The 12,274-nt window shown below is 65.4% G+C and carries 13 protein-coding genes; 8 read left to right on the top strand and 5 right to left on the bottom strand.

Translation table 11 applies throughout. The features are described 5' to 3' along the window. Nucleotides 1-3 precede the first annotated feature (3 nt). Complete coding sequence (locus BGO20_RS11525) at nucleotides 4-1,068, top strand: COX15/CtaA family protein (RefSeq protein WP_291663882.1); 1,065 nt, start codon at nucleotides 4-6, stop codon at nucleotides 1,066-1,068. Between the two features lie 85 nt (nucleotides 1,069-1,153). Here BGO20_RS11525 and BGO20_RS11530 read toward each other — a convergent pair whose 3' ends face one another. The 4 genes from BGO20_RS11530 to BGO20_RS11545 all read right to left on the bottom strand — a co-directional run bounded on the left by BGO20_RS11530 (nucleotide 1,154) and on the right by BGO20_RS11545 (nucleotide 5,370). Next, nucleotides 1,154-2,431: an O-acetylhomoserine aminocarboxypropyltransferase gene (locus BGO20_RS11530; RefSeq protein ID WP_291663881.1), complete on the bottom strand. Its 1,278-nt coding sequence runs from the start codon at nucleotides 2,429-2,431 to the stop codon at nucleotides 1,154-1,156. Between the two features lie 74 nt (nucleotides 2,432-2,505). After that, the gene (locus BGO20_RS11535; protein ID WP_291663880.1) at nucleotides 2,506-3,729 is read right to left on the bottom strand and encodes an FAD-dependent oxidoreductase; all 1,224 of its coding nucleotides are present in this window, start codon (nucleotides 3,727-3,729) and stop codon (nucleotides 2,506-2,508) included. Between the two features lie 185 nt (nucleotides 3,730-3,914). Continuing rightward, nucleotides 3,915-4,445, bottom strand: a complete 531-nt coding sequence (locus tag BGO20_RS11540; protein WP_291663879.1) for a CoA-binding protein — start codon at nucleotides 4,443-4,445, stop codon at nucleotides 3,915-3,917. A gap of 112 nt (nucleotides 4,446-4,557) precedes the next feature. Continuing rightward, the gene (locus BGO20_RS11545; protein ID WP_291663878.1) at nucleotides 4,558-5,370 is read right to left on the bottom strand and encodes an enoyl-CoA hydratase; all 813 of its coding nucleotides are present in this window, start codon (nucleotides 5,368-5,370) and stop codon (nucleotides 4,558-4,560) included. Between the two features lie 90 nt (nucleotides 5,371-5,460). Here BGO20_RS11545 and BGO20_RS11550 point away from each other — a divergent pair, with 90 nt between their 5' ends. The 7 genes from BGO20_RS11550 (at nucleotide 5,461) to argC (ending at nucleotide 11,080) form a co-directional block, all read left to right on the top strand. Next, nucleotides 5,461-5,889 (top strand): PaaI family thioesterase, encoded by a 429-nt coding sequence (locus BGO20_RS11550; RefSeq protein ID WP_291663877.1) that lies wholly within the window; start codon nucleotides 5,461-5,463, stop codon nucleotides 5,887-5,889. A 223-nt stretch (nucleotides 5,890-6,112) separates the two neighbouring features. Beyond that, entirely contained in the window at nucleotides 6,113-6,577 is a 465-nt protein-coding gene (gene rplM, locus BGO20_RS11555; protein WP_291651615.1) for a 50S ribosomal protein L13, read from the top strand. Between the two features lie 2 nt (nucleotides 6,578-6,579). Further along, entirely contained in the window at nucleotides 6,580-7,059 is a 480-nt protein-coding gene (gene rpsI, locus BGO20_RS11560) for a 30S ribosomal protein S9 (protein WP_291663876.1), read from the top strand. Between the two features lie 410 nt (nucleotides 7,060-7,469). Further along, a complete protein-coding gene (locus tag BGO20_RS11565) occupies nucleotides 7,470-8,783 on the top strand; it encodes a hypothetical protein (protein ID WP_298922740.1) in 1,314 nt (437 codons plus the stop codon). A gap of 272 nt (nucleotides 8,784-9,055) precedes the next feature. After that, nucleotides 9,056-9,334: a hypothetical protein gene (locus BGO20_RS11570; RefSeq protein ID WP_291663874.1), complete on the top strand. Its 279-nt coding sequence runs from the start codon at nucleotides 9,056-9,058 to the stop codon at nucleotides 9,332-9,334. A gap of 72 nt (nucleotides 9,335-9,406) precedes the next feature. Further along, nucleotides 9,407-9,886, top strand: coding sequence for a hypothetical protein (locus tag BGO20_RS11575; protein WP_291663873.1), 480 nt, complete (start codon nucleotides 9,407-9,409; stop codon nucleotides 9,884-9,886). A gap of 258 nt (nucleotides 9,887-10,144) precedes the next feature. Next, nucleotides 10,145-11,080, top strand: coding sequence for an N-acetyl-gamma-glutamyl-phosphate reductase (gene argC, locus BGO20_RS11580; protein WP_291663872.1), 936 nt, complete (start codon nucleotides 10,145-10,147; stop codon nucleotides 11,078-11,080). Between the two features lie 98 nt (nucleotides 11,081-11,178). Here the strand turns inward: argC and BGO20_RS11585 are convergent, their stop codons facing one another. Beyond that, nucleotides 11,179-12,027: a fumarylacetoacetate hydrolase family protein gene (locus BGO20_RS11585; RefSeq protein WP_291663871.1), complete on the bottom strand. Its 849-nt coding sequence runs from the start codon at nucleotides 12,025-12,027 to the stop codon at nucleotides 11,179-11,181. Nucleotides 12,028-12,274: the final 247 nt, after the last annotated feature.

Below are 12,274 nucleotides of genomic sequence, written 5' to 3' on the forward strand. Positions count from 1 at the left end.
CGCGTGAGCATTGCCCTGAACCAGCCGGCCGGCGCGCCGGCCCTGACCGCGAACCATGCCGGCATCCGCCGCTGGCTCTGGACGGTGGCGGGGCTCGTCTTCCTGATGGTCGTCGTCGGCGGCGCGACGCGGCTGACCGGCTCCGGCCTCTCGATCACCGAATGGAAGCCGATCACCGGAGCGATGCCGCCGCTTTCGGCAGGAGCTTGGGCGGAGGAGTTCGCCAAGTACAAGGCCAGTCCGCAATACCAGATCCTCAACAGCGGCATGAGCCTGGGCGAATTCCAGTTCATCTACTGGTGGGAATGGGGTCACCGTCAGCTCGGCCGCTTCATCGGGCTCGTCTTCCTCGCAGGGTTTCTCGTGGTGGCGCTGCGCCGTCTCCTGCCCGCCCGCCAGATCGCTGTCCTGTTCGGGATGGGGCTGCTCCTCGGCCTGCAAGGCGCGATCGGTTGGATCATGGTCGCCTCGGGGCTGCAGCCCGGCATGGTCGCCGTCGCGCCGGTGAAGCTGACCCTGCACCTGACCTTCGCCGGGCTGTTCTTCGCCTCCGTCGTGGCCTTTGCCACGTCGCTGACGCCGCTACGCCGGCCCGAGACTGCCGGAAGCCGTAGCATGGCCTGGCTTCTGCTGTTGCTGACCTTCATCCAGATCGCGCTCGGCGGGCTGGTCGCCGGCTCCAAGGCAGGCTTCGCCTTCAACACCTGGCCGCTCCTGGACGGGGCGATCCTGCCGCCAGGCTCGCTGCTCTTCGCGCAGCAGCCCTTATGGGAGAACTTCGTCGACAACGTTGCGCTGGTGCAGTTCAACCACCGGCTCGGCGCCTATGTCCTGCTGGCCGCAGCGCTCTGGCAGCTCTGGCGGCTGAAGGGTTCCGCCCCGCAATCCAGCGCAGCGAAACGCGCGACGGCTATCGCCGGCATCGTCGCAACCCAGGCCGCGCTCGGCGTCGCGACGCTGCTGCTCGTCGTGCCGCTTTGGGCGGGACTGGCGCATCAGGCTCTCGCCTTCGCCGTGCTTGCGATGGCGGTGGTGCATGTGACGCGCACGCGGCAGGCGGGCGCCTGACGCGACAGCGTTTCTCCGGGGCCTGGTCGAAAAGGAAGCTCCACCAGGAGACCGCGTCGCGGCCCCCGATGAAGGCCCGTCGCGCTTACGCCAGCGCCTGGTCGAGATCCGCGATCAGGTCCTCGACGTCTTCCAGCCCGATCGACAGCCTCACCACCTGCGGGCCGGCGCCCGAGGCGGCCTTCTGCTCGTCCGTCAGCTGGCGATGGGTGGTCGAGGCCGGATGGATCACCAGCGAGCGGGTGTCGCCGATATTGGCGAGATGCGAGAACAGCTTGAGGTTCGAGACCAGCTTCACGCCGGCGTCGTAGCCGCCCTTGAGCCCGAAGGTGAAGACCGATCCCGCCCCCTTCGGCACGTAGCGCTTGGCCAGATCGTGATACTTGTCGCCGGGCAGGCCGGGATAGCTGACCCATTCCACCGCAGGGTGCTTCACCAGATGCTCGGCGACTTTCTGCGTGCTCTCGCAATGCCGCTGCATGCGCAGCGGCAGGGTCTCGATCCCGGTCAGCAGCATGAAGGCGTTGAAGGGCGACAGGGCGGGGCCGAGGTCGCGCAGGCCGAGCACCCGCGTCGCGATGGCGAAGGCGAAGTTGCCGAAGGTCTCGCCCAGCACCATGCCGTTATATTCCGGCCGCGGCTTCGAGAGCATAGGGTAGCGTTCGTCGCCGACCCAGTTGAACGAGCCGCCATCGACGATCAGGCCGCCGATCGAATTGCCATGGCCTCCGAGGAACTTGGTCGCCGAATGCACGACGATGTCGGCCCCGTGCTCGAAGGGGCGCAACAGATAGGGCGTCGCCATGGTGTTGTCGACGATCAGCGGAATGTTGTGCTGCTTGGCGATGGCGCTGATCGCGGCGATGTCGACGATCACGCCGCCCGGGTTGGCGATCGACTCGATGAAGATCGCCTTGGTCTTCGGCGTCACCGCCCGGGCGAAACTCTCGACATCGTCGGAATCGGCCCAGATCACGTTCCAGCCGAAGCTTTTGTAGGAATGGTTGAACTGATTGATCGAGCCGCCATAGAGCTTCCGCGCCGCGACGAATTCGTCGCCTGGCTGCAGCAGCGCGTGGAAGCTCAGGAACTCGGCCGCGTGGCCCGACGCGACGGCAAGCGCGGCCGTGCCGCCCTCCAGCGCCGCAACGCGCTCCTCCAGCACCGCATTCGTCGGGTTGCCGATGCGGGTGTAGATGTTGCCGAAGGCCTGCAGCCCGAACAGCGAGGCGGCATGGTCAACATCGTCGAAGACGAAGGATGTCGTCTGGTAGATCGGGGTGGCGCGCGCGCCCGTCGCTGCGTCCGGAGCCGCGCCGGCGTGAATCGCGAGCGTATTGAAGCCGGGCATCCGGTCGGTCATGGCGTGCTCCCTGAGAAATCTTCTGAATGCGAGACGGTGCGTTCGTTTTAAAGAACGATCCACGCAGCGTCAATTCAGGCGCGCGGGCTGAGCTGGGGGCCGATATGCTCCGGGCGGAACCCCATGCCGACGAGCCGCGCCGGAATCCGCCGCAGCACCGGAAACCAGCGCAGGAGCTTGAGCAGGAAAGGTGGGGACACGGGCCCGCTGCCGGCCAGGATCGGCGTGATGATGCGATTCTGGATCGCGACCTGCAATGCCTGCGTCGCCCTGGTGGGGAAGGCCCGGCGCTCTTCGATGGCGGCGAGATCCTCGGTCGTGACCCGCTTTTCCCGCAGCGGCGCCGCGAGCCGGTTGGCGCTGGCCACCGCATCCTGGATGGCGAGGTTCACACCGACGCCGCCGATCGGCGACATGGCATGGGCTGCGTCGCCGATGCAGATCAGCCCCCGTTGCCACCAGCGCTCCAGCCGATCGACCGCGACCGAGAGCAGCTTCAGGTCGTCCCAGTTGCCGATTTCGTCGACGCGATCGGCAACCACCGGCAGCAGGGCGGCGAGCCCGGCCTTGAACGCATCGAGCCCGGCAGCGCGCAGCTTTTCGAATGCGCCTTTCGGGATCACATAGGCGCATTGCCAGTAGTCGCCGCGGTTCAGCATCACGGCAAAGCGCCCGCGGCCGACTTGGCCGAACGTCTGCCCGGTATCGCCTGGCCGCCGCGACAGCCGGAACCAGAGCACGTCCATCGGCGCCCCGATCTCGCGAACGGTGAAGCCGCCTGCCTGCCGCAGGTCGGAATGGCGCCCGTCTGCCGCGACGACGAGATCGGCCCAGATCGTCGTCTCGCCCTCGGCCGTCTCGGCGGTGACGGCGGCGACGCGGCCGCCCGAGCGGATCAGCCCGGTCGCCTTCGCCTGCATCAGCAGCTTGAAATGCGGCAGCTCCTTGCCTCGGTCCGCCAGGAAGTCGAGGAAGTCCCATTGGGGCATGAAGGCGATATAGGGCGCCTCGACCGGCAGATGGCTGAAATCCGCGATCGGCACGTCCTGATCGCCGAAACGGGCCACGATGCTGCGCTCCTTGGTGTGCGGCAGCTTCAGGAAATCGTCGAGCAGGCCGAGTTCCTGCATGAGCTGCATCGTCGAGGGATGGATCGTGTCGCCGCGGAAATCGCGCAGGAAATCCGCGTGCTTTTCCAGCACGGTGACGTCGACGCCTGCCCGCGCCAGCAAGAAGCCGAGCATCATCCCGGCCGGGCCCCCGCCGGCGATGCAGCAGGTGGTGCCGATTTCGCGCATGGTCCAGCCTCCGACCGGGCCGTTTCTAGGCCCTCATCCTGCGGAGTCGCGTGGGCGGCGTCCCGTAGGATGCTCCAGATCGCTCGGGAGTCTGCTGGAGCATCCTGCGAGACGCAAGCGGCAGGCTTGCTGCTCGGGATGAGGGCTCAGCGGGAACCTTTTTGCCGTAGGGAATGCGAAGCCCGCTACGTCCCGGGCCGGTTGATCGTCAGCTTCTGGAAGCCTTTGCCAGCCAGAGCCGGCTTCTTCGCTGACAGGATGCGCGAATTGATGCCTTGCCAGCCGATCTCGCCGGACAGCCGGCCATATTCGATCTTCGGGCAGCGGTTCATGATGACGATGAGGCCCTTCGCCTCCGCCCGCGCCGCAGCCGCGTCGTTGCGCACCGAAAGCTGCATCCAGATCACCCTGGGCAGCGGATCGAGTGCCAGCGCCTCGTCGGTGATTGGACCGGCCGCTTCCGAATTGCGGAAGATTTCGACCATGTCGATCGGGCCGGGAATGTCCTTGAGCGTGGCATAGACCGTCTTGCCCAGGATGGTCTGGCCGGCGAGGCCGGGATTGACGGGGACGACCTCATAGCCGCGATCCAGCAGATACTTCGTTACGATCCAGCTCGGCCGCGCCTCGTTGGCCGAGGCGCCGACCAGCGCGATCCGCTTCACGGATTTCAGGATGTCGCGGATCTGGCTGTCGGGATAGGCGTCGTGGTTCATCGGGATACTCTGTGTCATTCGCGGGCGGGGCCAAGCGCAGGCACGGGGGTGGCTTGGGAGAGGATGTCCGGTTTGCGCGATGCCGGAGTCGAGCCCGGGCAGGACAGCTGATTTACTCCTCCCATACCGGCGCACGCTTTTCCATGAAGGCGCCGATACCTTCTTCGGCATCGCGGGCGAGCATGTTCTCGACCATCACCGCCGAGGCGTGGTCATAGGCCGCCTTCAGCCCCATCTCGCGCTGCTCGTAGAAGGCGCGCTTGCCGATCTTGACCGTCGCCGGCGCTTTCGAGGCGATCATCGCCGCGATCCGCCGTGCTTCCGCCAGCGCTTCGCCGGCCGGCACGACACGGTTGACGAGGCCCATGCGGGCCGCCTCCGCCGCGGGGACCATCTCGCCGAGCAGCAGCATCTCCATCGCATGCTTCGCCGAGAGATTGCGCGAGAGCGCTACCATCGGGGTCGAGCAGAACAGCCCGATATGGACGCCCGGCGTGCAGAAGCGCGCGTCTTCGCCGGCGACCGCGAGGTCGCAACTCGCGACGAGCTGGCATCCGGCCGCCGTCGCCGTGCCCTCGACGGCGGCGATCACCGGCTGGGGCAGGGCGGTGATCTGCTGCATCATCGCCGAGCAGCGCCCGAGAATATCCGCGAAATAGGCCCGGCCCCGATCGGGGTCGGCGCGATGCGCCGTCATTTCCTTGAGATCGTGCCCCGCGCTGAATACCGGCCCGGCCGCCGAGAGCACGACGACCTTGACCGAACGGTCGGCGGCGATGGCACGGAAGGCGTCGCTCAGCGCCGCCAACATCGCTTCGCTCAGCGGATTGCGCGCCTGCGGACGGTTGAGGGTCAGCAGCGCGATGCCGCCGGCATCCTCGCGCAGCAGCACCGGCGCGGCATCCGGCTTGTGGTGGGCGTTCATCGTGCTTCCCTTCCGCATTTCCGCCTATTGTCGGAGGCCGTTCGTCATGCTGCAAGAGGACAAGTCCCGTCTCAGCCTGTGGTTTTCCGCATGACGACCCGCATGACCGCCTCCGAGGTCGAATCCTATCTCGACGAGGTCTTTCCGCAGCTGCACTATGGCGGACGCACCTATTTCGTCGAGGACGTTGGGCCGATGACGGCCCGGATGCGCTGTGATTATCACGAACGGCATCTGCGTCCCGGCGGCACGATCTCGGGGCCGACCATGATGGCTCTGGCCGACCTCGCGCTCTACGCGGCCGTTCTCGCCCAGATCGGCCCTGTTGGCCTGGCGGTCACGACGAGCCTCAATTTCAACTTCCTGCGCAAGCCCGGCCAGGCGGCGCTGATCGCCGAAGCGAAGCTGATGAAACTCGGCAAGCGGCTCGCGGTCGGCGAGGTCTGTCTCTATTCGCAGGGCGAGGCCGAGATGGTCTGCCATGCAACCGGCACCTATTCGATCCCGTCAGAGCGATGATGCAGGGGTGGTTGTCCCGTTGTCTTGGGTAGCGTGAATCATCAAGAACGGAAATACGGTATCAAATTACCGTATTTCTCAGGTAATTGAAAAATAGACGCTTTCTTCGTTAGTCTGCCGTTCTGAGTGCTTGACAGCCGGCTTTCTTGCCCCTATTCCGACGCCACACCGCCGCCGGGTTCCCGGCGGCTTGTCCTTTTTTACGCAACCGAAGGGTGCCGCGATGAAGACCACCGTCTCGCTCAAGCCCGCCGATGTCGAAAAGAAGTGGGTTGTGATCGACGCCTCCGGGCTCGTCGTCGGCCGTCTCGCCTCCGTTGTGGCGATGCGTCTGCGCGGCAAGCACAAGGCCGCCTACACCCCGCATGTCGACTGCGGCGACAATGTCATCGTGATCAACGCCGAGAAGGTCTCCTTCACCGGCCGCAAGCGCGAGCAGAAGAACTACTATCACCACACCGGCTTCCCGGGTGGCATCAAGGAGCGTTCGGCCAAGTTCATCCTGGAAGGCCGCTTCCCTGAGCGCGTCGTCGAGAAGGCTGTCGAGCGCATGCTGCCGCGCGGCCCGCTCTTCCGCCAGATCCTCGGCAACCTGCGCGTCTACAAGGGCGCGGAGCATCCGCACGCTGCCCAGTCGCCGGAGGCGCTCGACGTCGCCGCGCTCAACAGCAAGAACAAGAGGGTCTGACCGTGGCCGAAGTTCTTCAGTCTCTCGCCCAGCTCGGCGATGTCGCCAAGCCTGAGCAGCCCGCTGCTCCCGTCCACGTCAAGAAGGTCGACGCCCAGGGTCGCGCCTATGCCACCGGCAAGCGCAAGAACGCGATCGCTCGCGTTTGGATCAAGCCCGGCTCGGGCAAGGTCATCGTCAACGGCCGTGACCAGGAGATTTACTTTGCTCGCCCGGTGCTGCGCCTCGTGCTCAAGCAGCCGCTGCAGCTGGTCGACCGCGTGACGCAGTATGACGTCGTCGTCTCGGTCAAGGGCGGCGGTCTCTCCGGCCAGGCCGGCGCGGTGCGCCACGGCATCTCCAAGGCGCTGACCCACTATGAGCCGGAGCTTCGCGGCCCGCTCAAGAAGGAAGGCTTCCTGACCCGCGACTCGCGCGTCGTCGAGCGTAAGAAGTTCGGCAAGGCCAAGGCCCGCCGCAGCTTCCAGTTCTCGAAGCGCTGATCGCACGCTTCAGACGAGCTTCAAATCCGGAGGGCTGGCAGAAATGCCAGCCCTCTTTTTATTGGGAGCGGGCTTGCCGTGCCCCAGAGATTGCGGCCTCGATTCGTGATCCGCTCGGATTGAAGCGGCTGCACCGCACGGCTCACTGCCGGTGCCATGGCCAGCCTGTGATGGCTCGACGAGCGGCGCAGCTCAGCCCGCCGGAGAGGTTGCGGGAAATATAAAGACAGCGAAAACCGCCGATGAGAGGGTGGAGATCACGGGCGACTTTAGGGCGTCAGGATTTCCGCCGGCCTTAAGGCGAGATTTTGGGCGGTTCATAAATTGGTCGATCTTGAAGTCAGTTAGGGAATGAAATAGATTGACGATATGGAATACATGAATGAATCTGTATTATCGTAGATAATTTCATGTATAGATTCAAGATAAATCAGTTGAGCGATTTGGATGGGTTTCTGACGAAGGTCTCGGGTCGCATGCCGAAAAATCGGGAGAGTTATCGAAAGACTATTTTGGCTTCCGCTGCCTTCTGCTTGTTGGCTATGCTGATCGGGATCGGCGCCTTTTTCGTGCCGGGGCTCGCTGTAGTTCTGTTTTTTGCATTTTGCTTGATGGCCGCAGTCATTGCCGGTCTCGTCGTGCTTGGCGGGCTCATCGGCCTGTCCCGTGACGCGATGGAGCTGCGCGGTCAGCCCTACTATTCCACACGTCCGCGCGAATGCAGCGCCGGTGCCTTCGTTCACCTGCGACGGAAGCTGCTGCGCCTGATGCCGGGCTCGCCTGCGCGGTTGCGCCTCTGGCCGGGTGAATGGGTCGAGGTCCGGCCCTTTTCGGAAATCGCGATGACGCTCGATGACGAAGGCCGGTTGGACGGATTGCCTTTCATGCCCGAAATGCGCCGCTACTGCGGAGGACGCCATCGCGTGTTTCGGCGTGTCGAGAAAATCCACCACTATTACGGCCCTACGGCGCCTCATCTGCGGCGCTTGCGAGATGCGGTCCTCCTGGACGAATTGCGCTGCGACGGCGCCGGGCACGGCGGCTGTCAGGCGGGCTGCCAGTTGATCTGGAAGGAGGCCTGGCTTTCCCCGAGCGACGGCGCCAAGGCGGATCGGCCAGCGCCGGAAGCGGTAGACGCCTCGAGGCTGGACGCATGCGCGAAGATCAACGCGGCGGATGGCGAGGAGCGCTACGCGTGTCAGATGACAGAGCTGCCGAAGGCGACGACGCGGTTGAGCTGGCGCGACCCGCGGCATTACTGGCGCGAGCTGCGTTCGGGCAACGTCCGGCCTGGCCCCTTCATCGTCGCCGTGGCGCTCGCGCTGTTCAACACGGTGCAGCGAAAGCTCCGCAGTGCGGAGGCGCCTTACCGTGAGCCGACGGACCGCAAGACCAGTCCGAAGGAAGTGCTTGATCTCCAGCCGGGCGAACTCGTGCGCGTGAAGACGCGGCGGCAGATCGAGGAAACGTTGAATCACGTGTCGAAGAATCGCGGGCTGTGGTTCGACCGCGAAATGCATCGGTTCTGCGGCGGAGAGTTTCGCGTCGCGTCGGTCGTGCGGACCATCGTCGACGAGGCCAGCGGAAAAATGCTGACGATGGGCAGTGCCTGCATTGTCCTGGCCGGTGTGTCCGCGACGGGGGAATATCTCGGGCTGTGCCCCCAGAACGAGCTGATCTTCTGGCATGAGATCTGGCTCGAACGCGTTGCGCCACGCGCCTGATCTTCGCCGCGGAAATGCGCAGCCTCTGAAGGGCCGGTCGTTTCCGGTCGCTTTGGCAGCGGGGAAGGGGGGCTCGCGGGAGCCGCTTCCATGCTGCTATCCTCCTGGCGCGGATTATCCATCCGTCGCCCGGCGATGATCGTCCGGATCGTCCTGCGGCCGTCGGTGTGATCGCTCCGCATCGTCCTCGCCGGGCCGGGACATGCGCCGCGAAGCTGAAGCGCGCCCCCGATCATGCTAAAGCCGGTTCGCCTCGTCCTGCCTGGATCCCCATGCGCGTCCTTCTCACCCTGATCGGCTTCCTGATGATCGCGATTCCCGCCCTGATGATGCTGGCGCGGGAGGATCTGCCGCGTGGCAGCCGCATTGGCCGGGCCCTGCTGATCTTCCTTGCGCCGGCGATCGCATTGGGCGCTATTCAGAGCGTGCCGGAGCTCGACGGCCGGGCGCTCAGCTATCCGAATGCCTGGACGATGCTGCGACTGGTTCTGAGCGGCCTCGCACTGATCCTGCCATGGTGCCTGTATGTTTGGTTCACGGCCCGCCGTTGAATGGCTGGATGCTGGACAGCTGCGGCGATCGTCAGACACGGTCGGCATGGTCAGGCCGGGGAGGCATGCTTCATGAGGTTCCATCGCGGCAGGGCCGCAGGCCTGGTCGCCGTCCTGGCCTTCTGCGGATTCGGAGCGGCGGCGCAGTCCGAGCTTGACGGCGTATGGATGCACCGACGGATGCAGAATCCGCAGACCGGCCAGCAGCTGGACATGAGCACCCAGATCGATCCCGGTCGCAATCTGACGCTCGGGATTCTTTGCAACGCCGAGAAGCAGCTCAAGCTGGTGCTCGTGCCGAAGCCGGCCGACGGAGCTGACGCGGTCGCCTATCGCATCGATGGCGGGCCGTGGATCAGCCAGAGCTGGCGTGGTGAAGACAAGCGCCTCGTCCTGGACGGCGAGGAGGGCAGGCGCGTCTTCGGAACGATGCTGCTGGCCAGCAACGGGATCGAGATTCGCATCGGCGCGGAACGCCCCGCGAGGTTCCTGGCTGCCGGGCTGATCGAATCCGCGGCCAAGACGACCGCCCGCTGCCTGTCTCCGTCCTGACGGGCTGTATGACCGCCGATATGCGTCGGCGCCGAGCGCGATGGGCTTGCCTGGCATCCCTCGGCGATTGACGGGGCGGGCGCCGTGGCTCATATACGCGGGCATGATCACGCATGTGACCCGACGTCGCCCGTATCAGGCCGCTCCGGCGCGCCCGCGATGACGCTCGGCTGAAGTCCGAACGCCCCGCGACCGCGCCATGGAGCGCGGTTTTTTTATGCCCTTAGCCAACTCGCCTGCCCAGCCTCCGGGGTCCCGATGAGCCAGAACCTGAAATCCATCTTCATCGACGGCGAGGCCGGCACGACCGGGCTCGGCATCCGCGATCGCCTCGCCGCCCTGCCGGAAGTGGCGGTGAAGAGCATCGATCCGGACAAGCGCAAGGATCCGGCCGCGCGCAAGGAGATGATGGCAGCGGTCGATCTGGTCGTTCTCTGCCTCCCCGACGAGGCAGCGAAGGAGTCGGTCGCGCTGGCCGACGAACTGGGCGTGGACGCGCCGAAGATCGTCGATGCCGCGACGGCGCATCGCATCGCGCCGGGCTGGGTCTATGGTTTCGCCGAGCTCGAGCCGGGACAGGCAGGCAAGATCGCCAACGCCAACCGGGTGGCCAATCCGGGCTGCTACCCCACCGGTGCCATCGCGCTGCTGCGCCCCTTGGTCGATGCCGGCATGATCCCGCATGACTACCCCGTCACGGTGAACGCCGTTTCCGGCTATTCCGGTGGCGGCAAGTCGATGATCGAGGATTTCGAGACCGGCGTCGCTCCGGCCTTCGAGCTCTATGGCCTCGGCCTGCGCCACAAGCATCTGCCGGAGCTGCAGGCCTATGCCAGGCTGACGCGGCGGCCGATCTTCGTGCCATCGGTCGGGAATTTCCGGCAGGGTATGCTGGTTTCCGTGCCGCTCCATCTCGACACGCTGCCCGGCCGGCCCGGGGTGGCCGATCTCCATCACACGCTGGCCGAGCGCTATGCCGGCTCGACCTATGTCAGCGTGATCTCGCAGGATGGCTCTGGCGGCAAGATCGAGCCCGAGGCACTCAACGACACCAACAAGCTGGAGCTCAGGGTCTTCGGCCAGGACGACCTCGGCCAGGCGGTGCTGGTCGCGCGGCTCGACAATCTTGGCAAGGGTGCCTCCGGGGCGGCGGTGCAGAACATCCGCCTGATGCTCGGGTTGCCGGAGGGCTGAGACGCGCCTTCGTTCGCCGCTCGCGGCGCGGCGAATGCCGATACGAAAAAGGGCCGCAATCGCGGCCCTTTCCATGTTCGGTACAGAGAAATTCGTACTCAGCCCTTGTAGGCGACGAAGTTCTGCTTCTGCTCGCCGAGGCCCTCGATGCCAAGGGTCACGACTTCGCCGCCCTTCAGGAAGCGCGGCGGCTTGAAGCCGAGGCCGACGCCCGGAGGCGTGCCGGTGGTGATGACGTCGCCTGGATCGAGCCGCATGAACTGGCTGATGTAGTGCACCAGATACGCGCAGCCGAAGATCATGGTCTTGGACGAGCCGTTCTGGACGCGCTCGCCATCGACCTCGAGCCACATGGCGAGGTTCTGGACGTCCTTGACCTCGTCGGTCGTCACCAGCCAGGGGCCGAGCGGACCGAAGGTCGGGCAGCCCTTGCCCTTGGCCCACTGGCCGCCGCGCTCGATCTGGAACGCGCGCTCGGAGACGTCGTTGCAGACGGCGAAGCCGGCGATCGCGGCCATCGCCTTGTCCTCGGGAATGTAGGAGCCGCCGTCGCCGATCACGATGGCGAGCTCGACCTCCCAGTCGGTCTTGGTCGAGCCCTTCGGGATGATGACGTCGTCGTTCGGGCCGACGATGCAGTTCGGGGCCTTGTTGAAGAGGATCGGCTCCTTCGGGATCTCGGCCCCGGTCTCTGCCGCGTGGTCGGCGAAATTCAGGCCGACGGCGATGAAGTTGCGCACGTCGCCGACGCAGGCGCCGATGCGTGGCGAGCCCGAGATCAGCGGCAGCGATTCCGGCGAGAGCGCCTTGATCTTGGCGATGGAGGCCGAGGTCAGCGCCTTGCCGGCGAGATCCGGGATGACGCCGGACAGGTCGCGCAACCCGCCCTTCGCGTCGAGAAGGCCGGGCTTTTCCTGGCCGGGCGCACCGTAGCGGAGAAGTTTCAAGGCGTTACCTCATTTCAAACGTTATAAATGACGCGCGATCTGACCGGATGTGCCGGGCGATGACAAGCCTGTCGCTACGCATGACCTGCCCGCGCCGCTGCCGGAGGTGGAAAATTGTTGCCGGAATGCAACGTTGCCGGGCAAAGCGATGGAAAGGCAGCGCGGTTCGAAGTGCCGCAAGGTCAAGCGCGAACCACCGGAAATCGGCGATAGTTCTTATGTAAACGATCTTTTTTGAATCGAATGG

The organism is Allobosea sp. 67-29 (assembly GCF_001898115.1).
GTDB lineage: Bacteria > Pseudomonadota > Alphaproteobacteria > Rhizobiales > Beijerinckiaceae > Allobosea.